Genomic DNA, 23,771 nt, shown 5'->3' on the forward strand with positions numbered 1-23,771 from the left:
CACGGTACTCCGCGGTCCGTCCGTGCGGACTCCCTCTTTAGCCTGGAGACGTGAAGCCGCCGGGGGTGGAGCCGTGGGTCTGTCCGACCTGCGGCGATCAGCTGAAGTTCGAGATCCTCGACGACGAGAAGTTCCTCGTCGCCTGGTCGTGCGTGAACTGCGGGCTCATCCGCGCGACCGAGCCGGGCTGAGCGGCACGGCCGCGGAGCGCGCGGCTAGCTTCGACGCGGGATGCCGACGATCGGCTGCTGGAGCTGGGTGAGCCACTGCGACTGCAGGAGCGGCTCCGACTCCAGGTACACCTCGCGTCCCGCGCCGGTCATCGTGACCCCCGCCTCGGCGAGGCCGGTCATGAATTCGTGCCAGGCGTCGCCGATGCCGGGCATGTCGCCGCGGTAGTCGAAGACGGCGGCAGCGGGGACCGCGGGGAGAGTGACGACCTCCCATGCCGGGTTCTCGACCGGATCACCGCCGGCGATCCACGACACCCACACGCGCATGTCGTCGCTCCCGTCGACCGGCTCGTACCAGAAGATGCCCGGCTCCCGGAAGTCGACACCCGACTCCTGGAGCGCGTGCAGAAGCGGGGGCAGGATGCGGTCGACGACGGGCGAGACGTTCTCGGGTCCACTTCCGGGCGCGATCTCGCTGGCCGCGTAGACGGTGACGGCGGGCAGGGAGGTGTAGGTGATTCCGCTCACGATGGGAGCTCCTTCCAGACGGGATAGTCGCGCATCGATCCGGGCCACGCGGGCGGCATCTGCGGCGATCGAATCCTCGAGGTCTGTGCGTCGGCGGGTCAGGATCGCGCGGGTGGCGGCATCCCGATCACTCGACGACAGCACCTCGGCGGCGTCGTCCAGCGAGCATCCGAACCCGCGCAGCTCGACGATCCGCAGGAGGTCCGCGAGCTGCGACGAGCCGTAGCTGCGGTATCCGGTGGACGGGTCGACCCGCGCGGGCTTGAGCAGCCCGATGGCGTCGTAGTGCCTCAGCATGCGCGCGCTCACGCGTCCGTACGCTGCGAACTCTCCGATGGTGTACATGATGGAGACCACGATCGACCCTGACACAGTGACAAGGTCAAGCGGAAGGAAGTCGGCGCCACTGCGACGTGCGTCGCGCGACCCGTCTAGGCGATGAGCCGGTCCAGCAGGTCGAATGTGTCGTAGGGCTGGTTCCAGTCCCCGAAGTGGCCTTCGTCTCGCACGATCTGTGTGCCGCCGAGATGAGTGAACATCAGCCGCCCCTGGTCGGCATCGCAGTCGTACGGGTCGGTGATCGAGTTGATGAAGTACAGGTCGCCGGCGTTCGCGCGGATCCGATCCCAGTCGTAGACCTCCTGCAGCACCGGCTCCTCCGCCCCGGTGGGCCTCACGGCGTAGCCCGCGACCAGGATCGACTGCGCCACGGGACCGGGCAGGTGGTCCAACAGTGCAAGCAGCAGAGCAGCTCCGCCCGAGTGGCCGACCAGTACTGTCTCGGCGTCGAAGGTGTGGCCGGCGAGGACCTTCGGCAGGAACTCGGCGATGGGCTCGACGTTCACGCCCGGGTAGTGGGGACGCTCCACGCGGTACCCGCGGGCGGTGAGCTGACGGTCGAGCCAGGGGTACCACACCGCATTCGGGTGGCCGCCGGTGCCGTGGAAGATGATCGCGTGCCTGCTCATCGGTCGATGCTAACGGCCCGCCTGCGGACGCCGGTCGCGGGGATATCTGGCCCCGTTCGCACGCCAGGTACGGGCGGGTCGCAGACGCTCTCACTGCACAGCCGTACGCTTGCCCCGTGGCGACACCGGAATCGATCGATGCGTACATCGCGAGCTTCGATGACAAGTCCGTGGCCGAGCGGCTGCAGCGCATTCGCGAAGAGATCGCGGCTCAGGTGCCCGATCCCGAGGAGAAGATCCGGTATGGGATGCCGGCGATCATGCTCGGCGGGCGGTACGCGCTCCACTTCGCCGGCTGGAAGAAGCACATCGGCCTGTACCCCGTGCCGCCACTCGATGACGAACTCGAAGCGGAGGTCGCTCCGTTTCGGGCGGAGAAGGACTCCGTGGTGTTCTCGCATCGCGCCCCCATTCCGTATGAGCTCGTCGGACGCATCGCCGCGGCGGTCGTCGCGCGACGCCGCGACGCCGAAAGCTGAGGGTCTGAGCACCTCGCACCTGGCAGGAACCGGAGATTCCCGGTGCGGATTGCGCCCGGATGAGGTTGCTCGCGGGCGCTCGTGAGCGTCTGAGTTCGTCGTTTCACCGTCCGGGACGCTTGCGTGTTCGTGTGGCAGCTGTCAAGCCCGGCCGCGAATTGGTCATCGGGGCGGAAACTGTTCGGGTCGGTTGGGGCCGACGTGTCCGGGCAGCATGTTGATGGCGTGCGCGTGTGGAGCGGAGGGCCCCATGGTGACGAGACTCGATTTCGGCGTGGTCGACGTCGGCGGCCGTGGCATTCCCCGGTTTTCACGGCCGGTGGCCGATCGGGGTTCCCGGCCGGTGACGCAGTCCGACACAGGCTGCCCGGACGGATGCGATGGTGTGATCGACTCCCTTCTCCCGAGGGAACGCGTTCGCCGCATCGGAGTCCCGCGAGAGCACGGCCCGTTGCGTGCTCTCGCGGGACCTCCATCCGCGCATCGCCGGACGGGTGAGGTCGCGCAATGAAGGGCGTGGATACTGTCAGAGATCTCGGGCACGACCAGGGCAAGAGTGCGCCGCGTGCCCTGCACTCGCTGATCTTCCGGCCCCCGGCTGCAGAGGTTGCGCCGGAGAGCGTCCGGGGCGTCGTTCTCGATCAGCTCCTTCGGCCGAGTTGGTCGGAGATCGCCGACGCGCAACGACGTCATGAGGCGGCCGCGAAACGCTTGCGGCGTTGGCAGTGGTGGTTCATCGGAATGTTCACCGTCTACACCACACTGTCCGGCATCCTCCTCTTCGACCTCCTGCTGCACGCCTGACGCATCGACGAACACACTGAGCGTTTGCGCCGGGCGACGTAATGGATGACGCATCATCGCGTCCTTCACATGCATGGGCGCGCCAGCCGTGGGTGTCGTGGTTAGGCGCTCACGAGGACGCGTGTCGATGTGGCGCTCCCCCAAGAGCGCCGGGCCGGCGGCAGAGGACTCATCCCCAGATGCTGCCGGCCCACTCCCTCACTCACGAGCCGCTGACGACGCCTCCGCCGATCGGGCACCGACGCGCGCGAGTCATCCAGGCTGCGACGATCCGCGCGTCGTGGAGGCGTTTCGGAGCGGGTGGGGTGACCAGGCGTAGATGTGTGCGCTGGCGAGGGCGAGCCAGACGAACTGCGCGAGGACGGCGATCCAGATGAGCAGGATGCCGGTCGGGCTCGGTGACAGGGCGACGCCGCCGCCGAATGCCAGCAGCACGACGGCACCGAGGATCGCGCTGACCAGGGCGCGACGCGGCGCACCGATGCTTCGGCTCCATGCCGCGTGCGCGAAGGCCGCGGCTGCGACGGCGATGAAGCCGATCGCGCCGAACAGCAGATGGAGGATGCCGCTCACCGAGAACTCGCCCCCCTCGGAGCCTGGAGGGAAGCCGGCGACGGGGTCCGGCGGGAAGACGGCGCTGAGGATCAGCCCGGCCCCGTCGACGATGACCAGGACGCCCATCGCGAGCCCGCGGCCGTTGCGAATGGCGCGGAGGATTCCGACCGCGGCGGCGATCGCCATCAGGCCGGTGAGGATCAGGTTGGTGCGCTGCAGCCATCCAAGATCCCCGAGCATCAGCAGCGAGAGCGCGTGCTGAGTGAGATCGAAGCCGGCGCGGGTGATCGCGAGCACGAGTCCGACCACGAGGTAGAACGGACCGGCGACGACACCCCATCCGAGAAGGCTCCGCGTGATCGCCGCGTCGCGGTCGAGGTCCGGGTTTCCTGCCATGAGATTTCCTGCACTCTGGAGTGCAGAAGTGCACTCGGGAGTAATCTAGCGGCATACCGCGGACCCCGTGCAAGGAGCAATCGTGACCACTGTCGAGGATCCGCGCGTCGGCCGCTCGAGGGCACTCATCCTCGACGCAGCGCGGAAGGTGTTTCTGGCCGAGGGATTCCACGACGCGACGCTGGAGCGGGTGGCGGCGGAGGCCGGGTTGGCGAAGCGGACGATCTACAACCTGTACATCGACAAGACGACGCTCTTCCGGGAGACCGTCCTCAGCGCGATCGCCATCGCCGCCTCCTTCACGCAGACCCTGACGTCGGAGTTCCGCGCGGAGAAGAACGCGCCCCTGAATCTGCCAGACGTTGCGGTCCGATTGGCGGAGGCGACCTTGCTGGGCCCCGCAATCGCTCTGAGACGGCTGGTCATCATGGAGTCGGTGCGCTTCCCTGACCTGGTCGACCGGTATCGCGCCGGGGCGCCGGAAGCCGTGATGACTGCACTCAGCGACGCTTTCGCGCGGATGACGGAAGACGGGCACCTGCGTCCCTGCGACCCCCAGGTCGCGGCAGAGCATTTCGCGTTCCTCATCATGGGCGCCGATCTGGACAGAGGTACCTTCACGGGCGAGAGAGCACTAGCCGCGCGTGTGCGAGAACGCGCACTGCTCGGCGCGAACGCCTTCCTCCGCGCGTACGCCCCTGACGTCCGTGACGGTGCGTGATCGGATGCCGGCGACCCTCGGGGCACCCTACGGGCGGGGACCTTCCGATACTTCTCGGTCGCGATAGTCATCGCGTCGAGCACGGCGCGCATCGCATCCATCTGCTCGCGCAATGGGTGGGCATTGGCTCCTGTACGTTTTCGTTGGCTGGAAGCTCCGGGTTCGCGTCAGCTCTTGTCGTGGAGGGTGATCTGATAACCGTCGGGGTCAGCAAAGGTGAAAGTGCGACCGAACGGACCGTCAAAAGGCGCGGTAGTGATGGTGTGGCCATCGGCCAGGAGTGCGTCGTGGATGTCCTGGACCTCGCTTGCTTGCAGCCAGAGAGCGATACCGATCCCTGGCTGAGCGGCGGCAGCCAGGTCGGTTCCGGGGATGATGTCGCGGAGCGCGAACGTGGTCGGCTTGGTGTCGAAGACGACTGCATGCGGCGGGCCGGCCGGCGAGCGGACCAGACCCAGGTACGTCTCGTAGAAAACTTCCGAGGCAGCCAGGTCGCGCACTTGAAGGGAGATGAAATCGGGGCCGATGGCGGGCATGGTTTCTCCTTAGGATGATGTCAGTTCGCTGACATTGAGCGTATGTCAGAATACTGACATGAGTCAAGACCGGATCGATCTGCAGACGTCGCTGGGCTACCTCCTCAAAGAGGCGGCCACCGCGCTACGGACCGCGATGGAGGAGGTGCTGCGGCCGCTCGGCATGACGGTGACGCACTACTCCTGCCTTGAGTTGTTGGCCCAGCGCCCGGGGCTGTCAAACTCCGAGCTCGCGCGAGGCGCATTCGTGACGAGGCAGTCGATGAACGTTCTGCTCCAGACCTTGGAGCAGAACGGCGACGTGACCCGACCCGCGCAAGCCCCGACCGGTCGAGCTCTTCCGACCCGACTCACAGCACAGGGCCGGCAGAACCTCGAGCGGGCGTCCGCAGCGGTACGCGCCGTCGAAGTTCGCATGCTGTCCGGGATGACGGCAGATGATCAATCGGCGGCGTTCACGTCGCTGCGGAGCATGATCGATTCTCTACGCAACGACTGACCGAATATTGGATGGCTCCACTAGGCGATCCCTCAAAGCGGGATCCGCAAACGGGCAGGGCCCGAGTAAGGGACGGCTGCGCGCAGCGAGGGAGCGAGAGATCCTTGTCGGGCGGGGTGCGTTGAGACGGTCTCGTGGCAAAATCTTGCGATGACGACCGATCAGCTCGTGGCGAGCTACCTAAAGGCACTCGAGGCGTCCGATCTCGACGGAGTTCTGGCGCTGTTCGCTCCCTCCGGGACCGTGCATTCGCCGCTGTACGGAACCCTCCCGGCCACAGAGTTCTATCCGCGATTGTTCGAGGACACCGCCGAATCGAAACTTACGCTGCGGGCCACGATGGTCGGTACCGCCGAGGGGCGCACCGTGGTCAGCTTCTGGTTCGACTTCGACTGGGTGCTCAGCAACGGCGAGCCAGCGCCGTTCGCGGTTGTCGATGTGGCAGAACTCACCGAGCATGGACTGATCGACAATCTCCACATCGTCTACGACACCGCACCTCTTCGCGACAGTTTTAACAACCTCCGCAAGAAGAGCTGACCTCACGGCCCAAGCCCATCCGCAAACGGGCGGTGCACGAATGCGGGATCTATCTGCGTGCCGGCCGCGGCCAAGAGTCGCTAAGGATAACGGCGACGGGTGGCCGCGGCAGTATGGCTTCAGAAGATGTGTGCTTCGCAGGTGGCGAGGTAGGCCACTCTGCGGCGCTTCAACTCACGGTAGACAGTCGCGCGGGAAACGTTCAACAACCCGGCGAGCTCGGTCTGGGTGTATTCGCCGCCGTCCTGAACGTCGAAGAGGAGTTTCCGCTGGGTCGTCGACAGCTTTGGTTGCTTGCCTTTCAGGTGTCCCTTCGCGCGGGCGACCGCCATCCCTTCTTTGGTGCGCATGCTGATGAGGTCGCGTTCGAACTCGGCCACCATCGCGAGCACGTTGAACAGCTGCCGCCCGATAGGGTCTGTGCGGTCGTACCTGCTGCCGCCAAGGCTGAGCGCGACGCCCTTCATCGTTAGTTCGTCGGCGATGTCGCGTGCGTCCTTCACCGACCGGGCGAGCCGGTCGAGCTTGGTGACCACGAGTGTGTCGCCTTCTCGTACCGCGGCAAGGGCTTCGCGGAGTCCGGGTCTGGCCCCGGTTTGTGCCGGTTAGGCCGTGATCGACGTAGATGTTCGAGTCGAGGACCCGGTTGCGGGCGTTCCTATCGCACCGCTTGCGCCCAGGTCGGCCACTGGTCCGTGTCGAGGTCAACCCCTCGAAGCCGGATGAGCGTCACTGCTTGTGGTGCTCGAATAACTGCCCAGAGCCTATGTGATCGTCCGAGAGAGCGGGTAGGGATCCAATCGAGCACTTCGTCGAGGTCGCCTTCCGAAAGTTCCCATTCCTCTTTGGCGCCTCCACCTTCCTCCCAGAAGTACACGCGGTAAACAGGGTCGTCAACCTCCATCGTCTGGTCGCGCGGGTCAACGGTCTTCGCTTTCATGCCTCGACCGTAGCCCGCACCATCGGCGGCCCCGAGGGCAAGAAGCCTCCCGCTGGCGGATCCATGAGGGGGCGCGTCTGTCCTCGGGCCAGTGTCCAACTTCATCCAAGATTGAGGTGTGGCGTTGACTGAGGATGAGGCGTCGGAGCTTGCCGAGCTGCGGCTCCGCATCTACGGACCGAACAGTACGGGTGAGATCACTGGGGTCGATCTCGACAGGCTGCGGTGGCTTGAACGCGACCGCGGCAACGGATCGACGAATGTCGGAGATCGCACCACCGACGATGAAACAAGCGTCGACCCGGCTACCGCACCTGCGCCTGCACAGCTGACGTCGCGCAGACCTGCGCGGAGCTCACGGCGATGGTGGCTTGGAGTTACGGTCGCCGGGATCGCGGTCGGGGCCCTGGGGTATGGCATCGGCGTCTTGTCGACCACGCCGACGGTACCCGAAGCGCTTCCAGAATTCGCATCAGATCAAACCGACGACGACCTGCTGCCGGAAGCCTTTCTCGCGGAAAACGATGGCCTGAACCCCGAGTCCACACGATTCGTCGGTCGCATCAACGGCTACGACATCTACTTGGCTCAGAACACGCAACTCAACGGGGTATGCATCGTGGCTCTGACGGACAGTGTCCAACCCGAATTCGCATCGATGGGCTGTTCCGGGGGCTCGCTGACTACCGGCGGCTTGGGGGCCGGCGTGTCCGAAAACCTTGTGATCGAAGTGGGCGAGATACAGCCCGAACCCCGCGGGACACCCGTTCGGATGTCTGAGAGCGTTACCGCATATCGCACCTGATGGACGTGCTTGAGTGGTCGATCCCCAACTCGCAGGGGCGAGACGCGTGGCCGGTCGGGCAGCGTGTTCAGCCTGGTTGAGCTGATCATCAGTCATCCTCAGGCGCCGGCGTCAGCGCTTGGAGGGCCACAAGGCCCATCGCGCAAGCGGATCCTCGAAGCGACCTCGCGGCATAGTTGGTCTCGTGACGGGGTTTGCGGAAAGAGCCGAGCAGATTGCAGCTCACCTGGTTGGCCACGAATTGGGGGCTTCAGTTGTTGTGCACGACGCAGACGGCCTCCAATCCGCCGTGGACTACCTTCTCGAGTGGTCCGATGGCAGGCGGGGAGCGCTGGAGGTGACACTCGTCATCGAGCCAGCGTCGATTCAATGGCAGGGAAAGGCCGCGAAGGACGGCTGGCGGTGGCTAGCAGAAACGTCCTGGGACTTTCGCCCCGCCGACGTCGATTTCCACTACAAGCAGACTCGCCGAACCGTCCTACGCGCCGTAAAGCTTTGCGATCAATGGTCAGTCGACTCACCTGACGCCCTTCCGGTGGAAGCCTTAGCTAAAGAGAGCGACGTGAACGCATTCGTTGTCAACGAAGAGGGAACGCTGCGCCGGTCGCCCTTCAGCGCTGGCGTTACGGTCTATCCGAGTATTCGTGCCGAGTTCGTGGATTCTGCACCGGTCGACTTTTCGCTGGTCGTGGAGAGCTGGCACGGCCAAGCGCACATGGCGTCGCACATCGCGAAAATCAGGACGGCACCTGACGTTTCCGAGCGGCATCTGTTCCTGGTCGCGCTCGACGACGTACTGCCGGCTCGGTTCTTCACCGATGACTTTGCGGCGCCCGAATCTCCGCCCCAAGGCTTCGAGGGCATAGATGCCCTATGGATCTGGTCAAACTACTGGCATCGCTTTCTTGTGTTCCGGAATCGATCGTGGCACTGGCGCGAGTTCCCCGAGGCTGCCCAGGCTACTCGGGAGGCATCTAACTGAGAATGCGATCCGTCGCGCCGATCGGCGGCGGGTTCGCTCGATCGCGAGAGCCCGATCTTCTGACGGATGAGGAGAGGGTGGCGTCGCTGGGATCTTCGAAGCGTCATCGAGGTAATCGGTCTTCAAGCCTGCCCGGCTGATTCGTCGACCAGTGCGACGCCCGTCGTCGCACAGAGGATCGTCTTGCGCTACACGGAGCTCCACGCGGCTCTTTCCCGCTGTCAGACGTGTATAGGTCACTGGATGCTGTATGGTCAGTCGATGCTGACCTTATCTTCTCGCGTCGATGTGATGAATCGGTTGGGCCGTGCGATGGCCGATCCCACCCGGTCGCGGATCCTGCTCTCGCTCCTTGACCAGCCCGGCTACCCGGCGCAGCTGGCACGCGACCTCGATCTGACCCGGACGAATGTATCCAACCATCTCTCCTGCCTGCGCGGCTGCGGCATTGTCGTTGCGACGCCGGAGGGGCGGCAGACCCGGTACGAGATCGCCGACCCGCACCTCACTCACGCGATCGGCGCGCTTGTGCAGGTTGTGCTTGCGGTCGACGACGGTACGGGATGCGTGGATCCTGACTGTGCCCTCCCGTTGTGCTGCGGAGCGGGGGCCGTGGCGTGAGCGTCGCGACCGACCCGGTCCGCGTCGTCATCCTGCGTCGGCGGATCCGTTGGATCGTGGGGTTCACGATCACCTACAACGTCATCGAGGGCATCATCGCGCTGATCGCCGGTGGAGCCGCCTCTTCCGCCGCGCTGATCGGATTCGGGCTCGATTCGTTCGTGGAAGTGCTCTCTGCGGCGGCCATCGCCTGGCAATTCGCCGCCCCCGACCCCGAGACTCGCGAGAAGCCGGCGCTGCGAATCATCGCCGTGTCCTTCTTCGCGCTGGCTGCGTACGTGAGCGTCGATGCACTGCTGTCGCTGACCGGCCTCAGGGAGCCGGAGCACAGCCCGGTGGGGATCGCGCTGGCCGCGATCAGCCTGGTGATCATGCCTGTCGTGAGCTGGCTGGAGAGGCTCGCGGGGCGGGAACTCGGATCGGCCTCAGCGGTGGCTGATTCGAAGCAGACCCTGATCTGTGCCTACCTGTCGGCGGCGCTCCTGGTCGGCCTGCTGCTGAACAGCCTGTTCGGCTGGGCGTGGGCGGACTCCCTTGCCGCCCTGTTCATCGCCGGGTTCGCCGTAAAGGAAGGACTCGAAGCGTGGCGCGGCGACGCGTGCACCGTCCCGATCGCCGCCCTCACTGGTGAACTCGAAATCGACGACCACCACCACGACCATGACGGTCACCACGAGCACGCGTAGCGTGGAATCGTGCGATTGACCTCCCTACGCAACACCGGTGTACAGGCCGCCCTTGCCGCGGCGCTGCTGTTCGGTGCGGGTACCCCGATCGCGAAGCTGCTGCTCGTCGACGTGAGCCCCTGGATGCTCGCCGGCCTGCTCTACCTCGGCTCCGGGATCGGCCTGGGTGTGTACCGGCTGATCCGCCGGGCGCCCCGGGTGCGTCTGGAGCGCCGGGAGCTGCTGCCTCTGGCCGGGGCGGTGTTTTTTGGCGGGGTGGTCGGCCCGGTGCTGTTGATGTTCGGACTGGTCGGGATGCCGGCATCCGGCGCATCCCTTCTGCTGAACGCGGAGGGGGTGGCGACCGCGCTGCTGGCGTGGTTCGTGTTCAAGGAGAACTTCGACCGTCGCATCGCCCTCGGTATGGCCGCGATCGTCGCCGGGGCGGTCGTGCTCTCCTGGCCCGGCCAGGCCGACTTCGCCGGCATCCTCCCGTCAGTGGCGATCCTCGGCGCGTGCCTCGCCTGGGGGATCGACAACAACCTCACCCGGAAGGTCGCCCTCCACGACGCGACCTGGCTCGCCGCTGTCAAGGGACTCACCACGGGACCGGTCAACCTCACACTCGCCTTCCTGCTCGGCGCATCACTTCCGCCGCTGCTGAACGTCGGGGCGGCGATGGTCACGGGGTTGTTCGCGTACGGGATCAGCCTGGTGCTGTTCATCGTCGCCCTCCGTCATATCGGCACCGCCCGCGCTGGCGCGTACTTCTCGATCGCCCCGTTCTTCGGCGCCGTCCTGGCGATCGCGATGGGGGATCCGATCACGATCCCGCTGATCATCGCCGGCGCGCTCATGGTGCTCGGGGTCTGGCTGCATCTGACCGAGCGGCACGAACACCCACACACCCACGAGCCGCTCGGGCACGACCATTGGCACACCCACCCCGACGAGCATCACAATCACGAGCACCGCGAGCCGGTCTCACCAGGCAGTCGCCACCGGCATCCACACGCGCACGCTGAGCTCACCCACACGCACGAGCACTACCCCGACAGCCACCACCGGCACTCGCACCCGACGACATAGCGTTGCGGTCGGGAGCAGGTCCGCGCGTTCGCCTGGCGAGTGGTCAGTCGGCCGTGCGTCGGTCGTTGTGCAGCCGTAGCGCGATCCATAGGCCGCAACGCCGGCACACGTATCCGGCGGTGCCGTTCAACGCGTGGACTCTGCGTCGGGGCAGAGTTCGCCCGCAGCAGGAACACTGGACCGCCGCGTCAGTGTCCATTGGCGGCGATCGCTTCGATGAGCTGTTCGGTCGTAGGGAGTCCAGCCAGCCCGGTGGGCGTCATATATACCCGGCAGGCGAGGTCCGCGGTGCGCCCGCCGCTGGGGAACAGGTCCTGGCCGTCGACCGTGATGGTGGGCGAACCCGCGAAGGGAACCCGGGCGGCGTCCTCGGACGTGCGGAGCAGTCGGTAGGCGATGGTCGTCTCACCGAACCCGGTCGCATCCAGGGCTTCGCGGAGGCGGTTCCCGGTTTCGCCCCAACTGGGGCAGTCCTCGATGTGGAGTACCTCGATGTTCATTCCCTCATCCTCCGCCAGCGCCTTGCAATGCCAAAGCGATCAGTTGCGATCAGCCAGATTACCCTAGGGGGGTATAGTATCGAGATATGAACGGGTACGCAGGGAATAAGGACGACCTCCTGAAGCGGCTGAGCCGCGCGGAGGGTCAGGTGCGTGGTATCGCGCGGATGGTCGAGAACGACAAGTACTGCATCGACATCCTCACGCAGGTCTCCGCCGCGACCAGCGCACTGGAGACGGTCGCCCTCTCCCTGCTGGCCGATCATCTGTCGCACTGCGTGGCGGAAGCGACCGCTGAGGGCGGCGCCGTCGCTGCGGAGAAGATCCGTGAAGCGAACGAGGCGATCGCCCGCCTGGTCCGTTCCTAACCACACCCCCCGACCGAGAGGACACCATCATGACCGCGAACGAGCGCACCGACCTGGGCCTGACCGATTCCGCCGCCGGATGCAGCTGCTGCTCCACCGTGTCCGCCACCGACACGCAGGTTGCCGTATCGACGACCACACAGGATGTTCTGGTGGACGGGATGACCTGCTCGCACTGCGTGATGAGCGTCACTGAGGAGATCACCGCGATCGACGGGGTCGAGAACGTGTCGGTCGATCTGAACGCGGGCGGCTCCTCGCGTGTGACCATTCACAGCGCCGCACCGATCGATGCCGAACGCGTGCGCGCCGCGGTGGAGGAGGCGGGGTACGCCCTCGCCGGCAGCCCGTCATGAGCACCCTCGATGTGGAGCTCGAGATCTCCGGGATGACCTGCGCGTCCTGCGCGACGCGGATCGAACGCAAGCTGAACAAGCTCCCCGGGGTTGAGGCGACGGTCAATTACGCGACCGAGAAAGCCCGTGTCCGCGCCGACGGTGTCGAGCCGGCGGAGCTGATCGCGGCGGTCGAATCCGCCGGGTATTCCGCGGCGGTACCGGCACCTATCGCGCCCGAGCCGACATCGACCGACACTCCTGCGGAAGACCCCGAGCTGGTGTCGCTGCGTCGCCGGCTACTAATCAGCACCGCGTTGGCGGTACCGGTCGCGCTGATGTCGATGATCCCGCTGCTGCAGTTCACGTACTGGCAGTGGCTGGCCTTGACGCTGACCGCGCCGGTGGCGGTGTGGGGGGCGTGGCCGTTCCACCGTGCCGCGTTCGTGAACGCCCGCCACGGGGCGGCGACGATGGACACGCTGATCAGCGTCGGGGTGATCGCCGCGTTCGGCTGGTCGCTGTATGCGCTGTTCTTCGGCATGGCCGGGATGCCGGGGATGCACATGACCTTCACCCTGTTCGGCAGCCCCGAGGCGGGTAGCGGCGAGATCTACCTCGAAGTCGCCGCCCTGGTGACAGTGTTCATCCTCGCCGGCCGGTACGCGGAGGCCCGTGCCAAGAAGTCCTCCACCGAAGCGCTCCGCGCACTCCTGCACCTGGGCGCGAAGAATGCCACGCGCCTGGTCGGCGGCGTGGAACAGCTGGTTCCCGTCTCGCAGCTGATCGTCGGCGACCGGGTGCTCGTGCGCCCGGGGGAGAAGATCCCCTCCGACGGCCTCGTGGTCGATGGGGCCTCCGCGATTGACGCGAGCATGCTGACCGGCGAATCCGTCCCGGTCGAGGTGACCACCGGGTCCCGTGTCGTCGGCGCGACCGTGAACGTCGGCGGGCGGCTGATCGTGGAGATCACCCGGATCGGCGCCGACACCGAACTGGCACGGATGCAGCGCCTGATGGATGAAGCCCAGACCGGCAAAGCCAAGGTGCAACGCCTCGCCGACCGCGTATCCGGGGTGTTCGTCCCGATCGTGATCGTCCTCGCGATCGTGGCGTTCGCAGGGTGGCTGCTGGTCGGCGGATCACTCGAGGTCGCGTTCACCGCCGCGGTCGCGACCCTGATCATCGCCTGCCCCTGCGCGCTCGGCCTTGCGACACCGACCGCGTTGCTGGTCGGCACCGGCCGCGGCTCGCAGCTGGGGATCCTGATCCGCGGACCGCAGGTGCTGGAACAGACCCGCCAGGTCGACACCATCGTGCTGGACAAGACCGGCACCATCACCCACGGCACCATGACCGTCACCACCGTCTCACCCGCCCCCGGCGTCACCGCCGAGGATCTCCTGACCACTGCGGCGGCGGCCGAGTGGGGCTCCGAGCATCCGGTCGCCCGCGCCATCGTGACCGCCGCCGACGGCACCCCGCCGCTGGCTGAAGCGTTCGCCTCCCATGCGGGGTTCGGTGTGCAGGCCGTCGTCGACGGCGCACTCGTGGTCGCCGGCCGGCCGCTGTGGGTTGAGGATCAGTGGAGCGTGCACCCTCCGATCACCCACCACACAGAGGCAGAGGCTCTGGAAGCGGCCGGGGCCACGGTGATCGCGGTCGCCCGCGATGGCGAGTTCCTCGGCACCATCGCCGTCTCGGACACGGTCAAGCCGACCAGCGCCGAAGCGATCGCACGCTTCCGCGCCCTCGGCCTGTCGCCGGTGTTGCTCACTGGCGACAATGCCGGCGCCGCGCAGCACATCGCCGCCCAGGTCGGCATCGACGAGATCCGCGCCGGGGTCACCCCGGCCGGGAAGCTCGAGGTGATCCGTCAGCTGCAAGCCGCCGGCCGGGTCGTCGCCATGGTCGGCGACGGCGTCAACGACGCCGCAGCCCTGGCCGCCGCGGACCTCGGTGTCGCCATGGGCGGTGGCACGGACGCGGCGATCGCCGCCTCCGATGTCACGATCGCCTCCGGCGACCTGCTCGTCGTGGTCGACGCGATCCGGCTGTCCCGCCGCACCCTGGGCACCATCAAGGGCAACCTGTTCTGGGCGTTCGCATACAACATCGCCGCCATCCCGATCGCAATGCTCGGCCTACTCAACCCGCTAGTTGCTGCGGCCGCCATGGCGCTGTCCTCCGTGTTCGTGGTCACCAACAGCCTCCGCCTGCGCAGCTTCCGCCCCCACCCCGCACCCGCTGTTGCGGCGCCCGCGCCGGCCGACCGGACGGTGCAGCCGGCCTGAGCCGGTCTACCCTGGACACGAGGGAGGTGACATGTCGATGATCGCTCTGGCGCAGCGTCTGCGTCCCGGCCCGCGCGGGCTGGGTCGCTCGGTCCTGCTGCTCATCGCTGTCACTGCCGCGATCATCGTCGGGCTGCTTGCGATGCACTCCCTGAACAGTCACACCGAGACCGCCGCACCCGCAGCCGCGGCGCCGATGCACGAGCACGGCACCGCCAACCCAGGCGTTGTCGACCACGGCACCACCCAGCCAGCGACCGACGGGGACTGCGCGGATTGTGGCGGGCACGCCAGCATGCTGGCGATGGCTTGCGTCCTCGCGCTCCTGATCGTCTCGCTGCTGCTGTTCCTCCCGCGCGTGGGCATCTCCTGGGGGGCCGCGCTGCGCGCCGGCCCGGCCCTGACCGCCCGTGCCGCTGTCCTTACTCGACCACCGTCTCTTCTGGTTCTCTGCATCAGTCGTACCTGAGCAGCGCTGTCCGCCGACCCGTTTGCGGGTGGGCACAGCATTCGCGCGCCCGGGCACCGGCTCGTGCGCCTCATATACGACTGAGGAGATACCTAATGAACAACCGTGCCGCGGCAACTGCCGCGATCACCCTGACCGCCCTGCTCGCCCTCGCCGGCTGCGCCAGCACCACCAGCAGTGGCGGGATGGACAACATGCCCGGAATGGGCTCATCGGCATCCGCATCCCCGGCCGCCGACGTGAACAACGCCGACATGCAGTTCACGATGATGATGATCCCGCACCACGAACAAGCCGTCGAGATGGCTGACATGATCCTCGCCAAGGACGGCATCGACGAACGCGTGCTCACCCTCGCCGAGCAGATTAAGGCAGCCCAGGGCCCCGAGATCGACCTGATGGAGTCCTGGCTCGACGAGTGGGGCACCCCGATGGGGGACATGGACGGCATGGACCACGGGGGGATGATGTCCGACACCGACATGCAAGCCCTCGAGGATGCCACCGGTGCCGAGGCCTCCCGCCTGTTCCTGGAGCAGATGATCGTCCACCACGAGGGTGCGATCGAGATGGCCCAAGACGAGGTCGATAACGGGCAGAACCCCGATGTGGTCACCCTTGCCGAGAACATCATCGCCTCCCAGACCACCGAGATCGCCACCATGGAGGACATCCTCGCGACCCTCTGACCGGCAGGGGCCGGCCGCACCCGACGGCCGGCCCGCTGTCTCCGGAGAACGCCACTATGACCACACACGCCCGTACCCTCGCCGCCGCCACCCTCGCCGCGACGCTTACCCTGACCGCCACTGCCTGCACGGCGTCCCCTGATAGCGATGCCTCGCCCGCCCTCATCCCGCATGTCCACGATGTCGCGTTCGATCTGGACGGGGCGCTGCTGGTCGGCGCGCACACCGGTGTCTATCTGGTCGACCTCACCAGCGATGAGGTCTCCCTCGTCGGTAAGACCACATTCGATGCGATGGGACTCACCGTCCAGGGGGATACGATCCTCGCGTCCGGTCACCCGGACCCGGCCAACCAGGACCACACGTTCACAGCCCCCAACGTGGGACTGGTGCGCTACAGCGAGGCCGGCTGGGAGCAGGTGTCGTTGGCAGGCGTCACCGACTTTCATATGCTCGCCGCCACCCCCGCCGCACCCGAGATCCTGCTCGGGCTCCCCTCGGACCGGCCCGTCCTGGCGGAGAGTACCGATGCCGGGCAGACCTGGGCGGATCTTGTCCCGCTGACCGCCCGTGACATCAGCATCGACACCACCCAGGCCGACATCGTCACCGCCACCACCCCAGACGGGCTGATGGTCAGCCGCGACGGCGGCACCACCTTCTCGCCTGTGCCGAACGCCCCCGCCCTGCTGGTCATCGCGGCCGATCCGACGGTGGAGGAAGGGATCATCGGCGTCGATACCGACGGCACCATCTGGACCGGGGCGACAACGCCCGACGCGGTGTGGAGGACCGCCGGGCACGCCACCGGCACCGCGTCCGCGATCGCCGTCAGCTGGGAGGGGATCGTCGCGATCGCCGACGACGGTGGAGTCCGCGTAACGTCCGATGCCGGGAACACCTGGCGAGTCGTCATCAGAACCGAGCCCACCTCATGAGCACGCCGCAGCGGCTTCACGGAGCAGGAGAACAGAAATGAACGGAACTACGCGCACCGTCGTCCTGGAAGTCGAGGGAGTCTCCTGGGCATCCTCGAAGTCGATCGTCGAATCCACGCTTCTCCGCCAGCCCGGGGTCACGGATGTCGAGGCGAACCCGGTCTCCCAGACCGCGAACGTCTCCTACGACCCGCAGCTCACCTCACAAGCACAGCTGCGGCAGTGGATCATCGACTGCGGCTACCACTGCGCCGGGCAGTCCGTCCCCGAGCACATCTGCGATCCCGCTCTCGACCCCGACCACGCACACGACGCAGGCGTGACGGTGGCGCCCACCCGACCTTCCGCAGATGCGCACCCGGGTCACGGCGCCGACGCGGGCACGCCGATGCACGATCATGCGGTGGCCCCTGCTGAGCCTTCGGGGCACGATGCCCACAGGGGGCATGGGGAGGGGATGCCTGCTCGTACGAGCCAGGATGCGATGGGGCACGGCGGGAGCCATGCGGGGATGTCGATGGCGGCGATGATCCGCGATATGCGCAACCGGTTCATCGTCGCCGCTGTCCTGTCGGTGCCGATCATCCTGTGGTCACCGATCGGCCGCGAAGTGCTCGGCTTCACCGTTCCGGCACCATTCGGGCTTCGCGACGACTGGTTCTCGCTGATCCTCTCCCTTCCAGTGATCTTCTACTCCGCCTGGATCTTCTTCGACGGCGCCTGGCGTGCCCTTCGGGCTCGCACCCTGGACATGATGGTGCTGGTCGCCGTCGGGGTCGGCACCGGCTGGCTCTACAGCGTCGTGGTCACCCTCACCGGGGGCGGGGAAGTGTTCTACGAGGCCGCCACGGTGCTGGCCAGCTTCGTGCTGCTCGGCCACTGGGTGGAGATGCGCGCCCGCGGCGGCGCGAACGACGCCATCCGCACCCTCCTCGAGCTCGCCCCGCCCCGCGCGGTCGTCCTACGAAACGGGGAAGAGCTCGAGGTGCCCACCTCCGATGTCATCCCCGGGGACCTCATGCTGGTCCGGCCCGGCGCGAAGATCCCCACAGACGGGACCGTGGAGGAGGGCGCGTCGGAGATCGACGAATCCATGGTCACCGGCGAAAGCCTTCCAGTCGTCAAGACCGCCGGATCGACGGTGATCGGCGCCACCGTCAACACCACCGGCACCCTGCGGGTGCGGGCCACTAAGGTCGGTGCCGACACCGCGTTGGCCCAGATCGTCGCGCTCGTTCAGGAGGCGCAGAACTCCAAAGCCCCCGGGCAGCGGCTCGCGGATCGCGCAGCCTTCTGGCTGGTGCTGGTCGCCCTGATTGGCGGCACTGTCACTTTCCTGGTCTGGTGGCTGATCGGCGCCCCGGTGCCCACCGCGATCCTGTTCGCCATCACCGTGGTGGTGATCACTTGCCCCGACGCGCTGGGCCTGGCCACACCGACCGCAATCATGGTCGGCACCGGCCTCGGCGCCAAACGCGGCGTGCTGTTCAAGAACGCCGGAGCGATCGAGTCCGCCGCGCATGTCGACACAGTGGTCCTGGACAAGACCGGCACCCTCACCAAGGGCGAACCCGAAGTGACCGACTACCTCCCCATCGGGATGAACGACATCGAACTGCTCTCCCTTGCCGCCGCCGCCGAGCGCGAGTCCGAGCACCCGCTCGCCAAAGCCGTCGTCGCCTACGCCGACGCCCGCAACATTCCCCGTCGCACAGCCAGCTCATTCCGCAACGTCACCGGCCTCGGTGCCGTTGCAACGGTCGATGGCCGCCGCGTGGTGATGGGCAACGCCCGACTGATGGCCGACGAAGGAATCGACATCAGCTCCATCGCCGCCGCCCAGAACGAACTCGCCGCCACCGGACGCACCGCCATCGCATTCGCCGTCGACGGCAAAGCCGCCGGCGTGATCGCCCTCGCCGACGCGCCACGCGAGACCGCCGCCGCAGCGATCACCGCACTGCACGAATCCGGCATCGAGGTGGTGATGCTCACCGGCGACAACGAACCCACAGCCAAACGCATCGTCGCGCTGCTGGGCATCGACACCGTCATCGCCGAAGTGCTCCCCGAGGACAAGTCCGCCAAGATCGCCGAACTGCAACGCTCAGGCAAGAAGGTCGCCATGGTGGGCGACGGCGTCAACGACGCCCCCGCACTCGCACAAGCCGACCTCGGCATCGCGATCGGAGCCGGCACCGACGTCGCCATCGAAACCGCCGACGTCGTACTGATGCGCTCCGACCCGCTCGACGTGGCAACGGCGCTACGCATCGGCAAAGGCACCGTCCGCAAAATGCGCCAGAACCTCGGATGGGCCATCGGCTACAACGCCGTCGCACTACCCATCGCCGCAGGCGTGTTCTACCCGTCGCTGGGCATCATGCTCACACCCGAGATCGCCGCAATCACCATGTCCGGCTCGAGCGTCATCGTCGCCGCCAACGCACTCATGCTGAAGCGACTCCGCCTCCCGGCCCCGGCCGCCCCGACGGAAAAACATTCCGCTCCGTCTCCCGCGCCCAGCGGCGACCGAGCGTGACGTACGCCTAGCCCAAGCTCGTGGCCAGCACGGCCGTGACCTCAACAAAGGAGAACGCCCATGTCAGAAAACGCCACCCATAGCGCAGCACTGGTGACCGACCCGGTCTGCGGCATGCAGATCGATCCCCAGATAGCCGTCACCACCCGCGAGCACGACGGAACCACCTTCTACTTCTGCTCACACGGCTGCGCCGCCGCATTCGACGCCGACCCCCACCGCTACGGTCACCCCCACGCGGCACAGTGATACCCCTACCCCCTGTGTCGCCCGTCCGCAAGCGGGTCCCTCACCGCCCACTAAAGCACCCGCCGCCGCTCGCCCGCGATAGCAACGACAGTGATGCGCGTAAGACCCGCCCGCCACCGCGCCCGATCAGGGCGCGCTCAACGCAGGGACTGCACGAGCCAACGAGAAGATGGCGGAGTGACTACCCGAAGTCGCCGACGGCCATATCGGTGAACCGCGAGAAGTGGCCCTGGAACGCCACGGTGATCGTGTCGGTGGGGCCGTTGCGGTGCTTGGCGACGATGAGGTCGGCCTCGCCCGCGCGCGGGCTGTCCTTCTCATACGCCGACTCGCGGTGCAGAAGCACCACCATGTCGGCATCCTGCTCGATCGAGCCCGACTCACGAAGGTCGGACAGAGCCGGCTTCTTGTCGGCGCGCTGCTCGGGGCCACGGTTCAGCTGCGACAACGCGATCACCGGCACCTGGAGCTCCTTCGCGAGGAGTTTCAGCGCACGCGAGAATTCCGAGACCTCCTGCTGGCGCGACTCGACACGCTTGCCGCTGGTCATCAGCTGCAGGTAGTCGATCACGACCATCTTCAGACCCTGTCGCTGCTTCAGGCGCCGGCACTTCGCGCGGATCTCGACGAGCGTCATGTTCGGGCTGTCATCTATATAGAGGGGTGCGTCGTTGATGCGGCCGCGGGTCGACGCGATCGTCGTCCAGTCGCGCGAATCGAGCGTGCCCTTGCGCATGTTCTGCAGCGGCACCGCACCCTCGGCGCTCATCAGGCGCATCGCGATCTCGCTGCGCCCCATCTCGAGCGAGAAGAAGATCGTCGGGTAGTTGTTGCCGATCGCGGCTGCGCGGGCGAAGTCGAGCGCCAGCGTCGACTTACCCATGGCGGGTCGTGCCGCGATGATGATCATCTGCCCGGGGTGCAGACCGTTCGTCAGCTGGTCCAGACCGGAGAATCCCGTGGGGATGCCGGTCATCTGGCCGTCGCGACCACGGGCGGCCTCGATCTCGTCGACGGCCGCACTCACCGCGACCTCGAGCGGCACGTAGTCTTCGGCGGCATCCGCGCCGGTGACGCCGTAGATCTCGGCCTGCGCGTTGTTCACGAGGTCGAGCGCTTCGCCCTGCCCCGAGTAGCCCATCTGGACGATGCGGGTTCCGGCGTCCACGAGACGGCGCAGCAGCGCGCGCTCGGACACGATCGATGCGTAGTAGCCGGCGTTCGCCGCGGTCGGGACGATCGAGGTGAGGGTGTGCAGGTAGTCGGCGCCGCCGGCCCGCTGCAGCTCACCGGTCTTGATCAGCTCGTCGGTGACGGCCACGACGTCGGTCGGCTCGCCGTGCGAGTAGAGGGTGAGGATCGCCTCGAAGATCAGCTCGTGCTTGGGCACGTAGAAGTCGACGCCGTGCAGCGTCTCGATCACGTCGGCGACGGCATCCTTCGACAGCAGCATTCCGCCCAGGGCGCTCTGCTCGGCCAGAAGGTCATGGGGCGGCGTCCGCTCGTGCTCCCGACGTTGGCCTCCGAGGCGTTCGTCCGAGATGTCGGCGATCGACATATGCACTTCCTTCACGTCTTGCGGGCACCACGAATATCGTCGGGATCGATGCACGATGGGCAGCCTGCACACTCACGGGATCGGATGCCGCAGCACCACTTCCCGTTCCGTCGTAAGCAGAACACACGCCCCCGACATGCGTCTGCCTCGACTGTCGCGCGCAACCCCCCGAGGGCCGCACCCCACGCTAGGCATCGGGTTCCGCACCTGCAACAAGGGGTGTGGATAACTTTGTGGAGAGATTGCGCGAAACGCCGATCAGGCTGTGTACAACACCTGTGGAGAACGGGGGAAAACCCGGCTCGTGAGGCCTATTATGTGGTTTCTGATCTGGGCTTTTTGTTTCCTATGCACCATCCCACAGATGTGCTTGAACCGGGGGTTGAAGGTTGTGCATGATAGGCCGGTTCCTGTGTACAGATTCGGGTACACCCCGCCTCTTTCGAAAAGAATAATGCTGGACATCGGCGCCCTGCTGGGCTAACGTCGGGGGTCCAGGCACACCTCGCACTCTGTAAAGCGGTACATCCACGGCGGATGACACGTCGACGTTCGACGTCGCATAGGAGGTGAACATGGACACCACGCACTCGCAGCGCTTGTCGAGAATCTCCACGCTGCTGCTCGCCGCCGTCGGCGTCGCGTTCGCCTGGGTCGTCCTCACCCTCCTTCTCGGCTGGTCCTCCACGACCGCCCACGCCGACGATGACTCCTCCCTCCTCGGGGCCGTCGGCTCCACACTCGAAAGCTCCACGACCGCCGTCACCGACACGGCCGGCGACCTCCTCGGCGGTGTCGCCGACACCGCGACGGAGGTCGTCGCTCCGATCGCCGCCCCCGTCGCGGCGGTCGTCGAACCGGTCGCACCCGTCGTCGAGGTCGTGCAGGAAGTCGCCGCCCCCGTCGTCACAGCAGTGGCCGACACGGCCGGCTCCGGCATCGTCAGCACCGTCACCGACACCGCCGTCGACCTCGTCGCGGCCGTGCCGGTCGTCGGCGACGTCGCCACCTCGCTCGGCGCGGACGACGCGCTCACGTCCGTCGGCACGGCCGCGGACGGCGTCCTGCAGGCCACGACCGGCGCCGTGGCCACGACCGTCACTTCTCCTCCCTCGCTCATCCCGAGCAGCCCCACACCCGTCGTGCCGATCGTGGACGACGTCGAGGGCGCCGTGTCCGGCATCATTCCGACGACGCCCACGGATGCCGCGCCCGGCGCTGCGCCGACGCTGTCGCTCGCGGCCGCCCTCGCGGGCACCACCACCGGAATGTCGTCGGTCGTGTTCGCGCCGGTGCCCGCCGCAACCGCCACCTCGGCGGTCAATGGGGTCTCGCTGCTCGGAGCCGTCACCGGCGGCCTCCTGTCTCTTCTCGGAGCCGCCCTTCAGGCGGACTCCGTCCTCTCGGGACCCGGTGGTGCGGGTCCCGGCGCCTGGGTGCTCGTCGCCCTCGGCTTCGTCGTCGCATACCGTGCCTGGGTGCGACGGACCGGAATCGAGAACGACACCGCACCCCTCGCGCCCGCATTCGCCACCGACGTCTCTCCCGACTGACCGGATCCTCGCCGTCCCCGCGACGGCTGAGCATCGGCGCGCATCCGCGCGTCTTCCGAATCAGATCGACATCTCAAGGAGAGATCATGAACACCTTCATCAAGCGCGCCTTGATCGGCACGCTTCTGGCCGGCGGCATCACGCTGTGCGGCGCGACGGTCGCGAACGCGGCCGAGACCACGGGCGAGGACGGACTCCTGTCCGGCAACCAGGCCCTCATCGACGTGTCGGCTCCGGTCAGCATCGTCGGCAACGCCGTCTCGCTGATCGGCGACAGCACGGTCATCGGATCCGGGTCGGCTTCCGAGCCCGCCTCGGCTCCGGAGTCGGCCCCCGTCGAAGCCACCACATCGGGCGAGGACGGGATCGGCTCGGGCAACCAGGCCATCGTCGACGTCTCCGTCCCGGTCACGGTCGAGGACAACGCCGTCTCCGTCATCGGGGACAGCACCGTGGTCAACCCCGCTCCCGCGGAGCCGGCGGCGCCGGTCGCGTCGTCGGAGCCGGTCAGCGAGCCCGTGTCCGCACCGGTCACGAGCGGCGAGGACGGGATCCTCAGCGGCAACCAGCTGCTGGGCGACATCGACGTGCCGGTCGACATCTCCGGCAACGCGGTCTCCGTCATCGGAGACAGCACCGTCGTCGGCGGCGGCTCGCACGGCACGAGCGGCGGGGGAGACACCGCGGCCGCTCCGGTCACGAGCGGCGAGGACGGGATCCTCAGCGGCAACCAGCTGATCCCCGTGCTCGACGTGCCGGTGAACATCTCCGGCAACGCGGTCTCCGTCATCGGGGACAGCACCGTCGTCGGCGGTGCCGGCTCGAGCCACCACGGAACGACCGGCGGCGACGCCTGGGTCGCCCCGGTCACGTCCGGTGAGGACGGGATCCTCAGCGGCAACCAGCTGATCCCCGTGCTCGACGTGCCGGTGAACATCTCCGGCAACGCGGTCTCCGTCATCGGGGACAGCACCG

28 protein-coding genes and 1 pseudogene are annotated in these 23,771 nt (G+C 67.0%); 21 read left to right on the forward strand and 8 right to left on the reverse strand.

The window, feature by feature from the left end:
• Positions 1-50 precede the first annotated feature (50 nt).
• Entirely contained in the window at positions 51-191 is a 141-nt protein-coding gene (locus AB0P18_RS01885) for a hypothetical protein (RefSeq protein ID WP_363358653.1), read from the forward strand.
• A 24-nt stretch (positions 192-215) separates the two neighbouring features.
• On the opposite strand, the gene AB0P18_RS01890 is transcribed toward AB0P18_RS01885, so the two are convergent.
• A complete protein-coding gene (locus AB0P18_RS01890; RefSeq protein ID WP_363358654.1) occupies positions 216-1,046 on the reverse strand; it encodes a MerR family transcriptional regulator in 831 nt (276 codons plus the stop codon).
• A gap of 86 nt (positions 1,047-1,132) precedes the next feature.
• Positions 1,133-1,669: an alpha/beta fold hydrolase gene (locus AB0P18_RS01895; protein WP_363358655.1), complete on the reverse strand. Its 537-nt coding sequence runs from the start codon at positions 1,667-1,669 to the stop codon at positions 1,133-1,135.
• Between the two features lie 116 nt (positions 1,670-1,785).
• Between AB0P18_RS01895 and AB0P18_RS01900 the strand changes: the two genes are divergently transcribed.
• A complete protein-coding gene (locus tag AB0P18_RS01900; protein WP_344050852.1) occupies positions 1,786-2,148 on the forward strand; it encodes a DUF1801 domain-containing protein in 363 nt (120 codons plus the stop codon).
• A 516-nt stretch (positions 2,149-2,664) separates the two neighbouring features.
• On the forward strand, positions 2,665-2,952 hold the full coding sequence (locus AB0P18_RS01905) for a hypothetical protein (protein WP_363358656.1): 288 nt from the start codon (positions 2,665-2,667) through the stop codon (positions 2,950-2,952).
• Between the two features lie 252 nt (positions 2,953-3,204).
• Here AB0P18_RS01905 and AB0P18_RS01910 read toward each other — a convergent pair whose 3' ends face one another.
• Positions 3,205-3,903 carry a DUF998 domain-containing protein gene (locus AB0P18_RS01910; protein WP_363358657.1) on the reverse strand — a complete coding sequence of 233 codons (699 nt, stop codon included), beginning with the start codon at positions 3,901-3,903 and terminating at the stop codon, positions 3,205-3,207.
• 82 nt (positions 3,904-3,985) lie between these two features.
• Between AB0P18_RS01910 and AB0P18_RS01915 the strand changes: the two genes are divergently transcribed.
• Entirely contained in the window at positions 3,986-4,624 is a 639-nt protein-coding gene (locus AB0P18_RS01915) for a TetR/AcrR family transcriptional regulator (RefSeq protein WP_363358658.1), read from the forward strand.
• A 167-nt stretch (positions 4,625-4,791) separates the two neighbouring features.
• On the opposite strand, the gene AB0P18_RS01920 is transcribed toward AB0P18_RS01915, so the two are convergent.
• Entirely contained in the window at positions 4,792-5,160 is a 369-nt protein-coding gene (locus AB0P18_RS01920) for a VOC family protein (RefSeq protein WP_344050861.1), read from the reverse strand.
• A 58-nt stretch (positions 5,161-5,218) separates the two neighbouring features.
• Between AB0P18_RS01920 and AB0P18_RS01925 the strand changes: the two genes are divergently transcribed.
• A complete protein-coding gene (locus AB0P18_RS01925) occupies positions 5,219-5,659 on the forward strand; it encodes a MarR family transcriptional regulator (RefSeq protein WP_344050863.1) in 441 nt (146 codons plus the stop codon).
• Positions 5,660-5,809: 150 nt separating this feature from the next.
• Positions 5,810-6,199 carry a nuclear transport factor 2 family protein gene (locus AB0P18_RS01930; protein ID WP_179431180.1) on the forward strand — a complete coding sequence of 130 codons (390 nt, stop codon included), beginning with the start codon at positions 5,810-5,812 and terminating at the stop codon, positions 6,197-6,199.
• Between the two features lie 119 nt (positions 6,200-6,318).
• Here the strand turns inward: AB0P18_RS01930 and AB0P18_RS01935 are convergent.
• Positions 6,319-6,829 (reverse strand): annotated as a pseudogene (locus AB0P18_RS01935) (recombinase family protein); the annotation flags it as partial.
• A 28-nt stretch (positions 6,830-6,857) separates the two neighbouring features.
• Complete coding sequence (locus tag AB0P18_RS01940) at positions 6,858-7,139, reverse strand: hypothetical protein (protein WP_363359110.1); 282 nt, start codon at positions 7,137-7,139, stop codon at positions 6,858-6,860.
• Between the two features lie 118 nt (positions 7,140-7,257).
• Between AB0P18_RS01940 and AB0P18_RS01945 the strand changes: the two genes are divergently transcribed.
• The 5 genes from AB0P18_RS01945 to AB0P18_RS01965 all read left to right on the forward strand — a co-directional run bounded on the left by AB0P18_RS01945 (position 7,258) and on the right by AB0P18_RS01965 (position 11,301).
• A complete protein-coding gene (locus tag AB0P18_RS01945) occupies positions 7,258-7,944 on the forward strand; it encodes a hypothetical protein (protein WP_363358659.1) in 687 nt (228 codons plus the stop codon).
• A gap of 184 nt (positions 7,945-8,128) precedes the next feature.
• Entirely contained in the window at positions 8,129-8,926 is a 798-nt protein-coding gene (locus tag AB0P18_RS01950; RefSeq protein ID WP_363358660.1) for a hypothetical protein, read from the forward strand.
• Positions 8,927-9,187: 261 nt separating this feature from the next.
• Positions 9,188-9,547, forward strand: a complete 360-nt coding sequence (locus tag AB0P18_RS01955) for a metalloregulator ArsR/SmtB family transcription factor (RefSeq protein ID WP_363358661.1) — start codon at positions 9,188-9,190, stop codon at positions 9,545-9,547.
• Positions 9,544-10,233 carry a cation transporter gene (locus tag AB0P18_RS01960; protein WP_363358662.1) on the forward strand — a complete coding sequence of 230 codons (690 nt, stop codon included), beginning with the start codon at positions 9,544-9,546 and terminating at the stop codon, positions 10,231-10,233. Before AB0P18_RS01955 ends, AB0P18_RS01960 begins: the two co-directional genes overlap by 4 nt.
• 9 nt (positions 10,234-10,242) lie before the next feature.
• A complete protein-coding gene (locus tag AB0P18_RS01965; protein ID WP_363358663.1) occupies positions 10,243-11,301 on the forward strand; it encodes an EamA family transporter in 1,059 nt (352 codons plus the stop codon).
• 188 nt (positions 11,302-11,489) lie between these two features.
• Here the strand turns inward: AB0P18_RS01965 and AB0P18_RS01970 are convergent, their stop codons facing one another.
• Positions 11,490-11,801, reverse strand: a complete 312-nt coding sequence (locus AB0P18_RS01970; RefSeq protein ID WP_363358664.1) for a thioredoxin family protein — start codon at positions 11,799-11,801, stop codon at positions 11,490-11,492.
• A gap of 86 nt (positions 11,802-11,887) precedes the next feature.
• On the opposite strand from AB0P18_RS01970, the gene AB0P18_RS01975 reads away from it, so the two are divergent.
• The 8 genes from AB0P18_RS01975 to AB0P18_RS02010 all read left to right on the forward strand — a co-directional run bounded on the left by AB0P18_RS01975 (position 11,888) and on the right by AB0P18_RS02010 (position 19,685).
• Positions 11,888-12,169, forward strand: coding sequence for a metal-sensitive transcriptional regulator (locus tag AB0P18_RS01975; RefSeq protein ID WP_214465560.1), 282 nt, complete (start codon positions 11,888-11,890; stop codon positions 12,167-12,169).
• A 29-nt stretch (positions 12,170-12,198) separates the two neighbouring features.
• Positions 12,199-12,525, forward strand: a complete 327-nt coding sequence (locus AB0P18_RS01980; RefSeq protein ID WP_363358665.1) for a heavy-metal-associated domain-containing protein — start codon at positions 12,199-12,201, stop codon at positions 12,523-12,525.
• On the forward strand, positions 12,522-14,798 hold the full coding sequence (locus tag AB0P18_RS01985; RefSeq protein ID WP_363358666.1) for a heavy metal translocating P-type ATPase: 2,277 nt from the start codon (positions 12,522-12,524) through the stop codon (positions 14,796-14,798). Before AB0P18_RS01980 ends, AB0P18_RS01985 begins: the two co-directional genes overlap by 4 nt.
• Positions 14,799-14,829: 31 nt before the next feature.
• Positions 14,830-15,267: a DUF6153 family protein gene (locus AB0P18_RS01990; protein ID WP_363358667.1), complete on the forward strand. Its 438-nt coding sequence runs from the start codon at positions 14,830-14,832 to the stop codon at positions 15,265-15,267.
• A gap of 95 nt (positions 15,268-15,362) precedes the next feature.
• Positions 15,363-15,956, forward strand: a complete 594-nt coding sequence (locus AB0P18_RS01995; RefSeq protein ID WP_363358668.1) for a DUF305 domain-containing protein — start codon at positions 15,363-15,365, stop codon at positions 15,954-15,956.
• A 56-nt stretch (positions 15,957-16,012) separates the two neighbouring features.
• Positions 16,013-16,894 carry a hypothetical protein gene (locus AB0P18_RS02000; RefSeq protein ID WP_363358669.1) on the forward strand — a complete coding sequence of 294 codons (882 nt, stop codon included), beginning with the start codon at positions 16,013-16,015 and terminating at the stop codon, positions 16,892-16,894.
• 37 nt (positions 16,895-16,931) lie between these two features.
• Positions 16,932-19,436 (forward strand): heavy metal translocating P-type ATPase, encoded by a 2,505-nt coding sequence (locus AB0P18_RS02005; protein ID WP_363358670.1) that lies wholly within the window; start codon positions 16,932-16,934, stop codon positions 19,434-19,436.
• Between the two features lie 60 nt (positions 19,437-19,496).
• Positions 19,497-19,685, forward strand: coding sequence for a YHS domain-containing protein (locus AB0P18_RS02010; protein ID WP_363358672.1), 189 nt, complete (start codon positions 19,497-19,499; stop codon positions 19,683-19,685).
• 181 nt (positions 19,686-19,866) lie between these two features.
• Here AB0P18_RS02010 and dnaB read toward each other — a convergent pair whose 3' ends face one another.
• On the reverse strand, positions 19,867-21,243 hold the full coding sequence (dnaB, locus tag AB0P18_RS02015; RefSeq protein WP_363358673.1) for a replicative DNA helicase: 1,377 nt from the start codon (positions 21,241-21,243) through the stop codon (positions 19,867-19,869).
• A 575-nt stretch (positions 21,244-21,818) separates the two neighbouring features.
• On the opposite strand from dnaB, the gene AB0P18_RS02020 reads away from it, so the two are divergent.
• Both AB0P18_RS02020 and AB0P18_RS02025 read left to right on the forward strand, forming a co-directional pair.
• Positions 21,819-22,796, forward strand: a complete 978-nt coding sequence (locus AB0P18_RS02020; protein ID WP_363358674.1) for a hypothetical protein — start codon at positions 21,819-21,821, stop codon at positions 22,794-22,796.
• Between the two features lie 86 nt (positions 22,797-22,882).
• Positions 22,883-23,771, forward strand: an 889-nt coding sequence (locus tag AB0P18_RS02025; protein WP_363358675.1) for a chaplin family protein, incomplete at its 3' end; no start/stop codon positions are given.

Origin of the sequence: Microbacterium sp. NPDC064584 (genome assembly GCF_040687315.1) — a bacterium.
Classification (GTDB): domain Bacteria; phylum Actinomycetota; class Actinomycetes; order Actinomycetales; family Microbacteriaceae; genus Microbacterium; species Microbacterium lacus.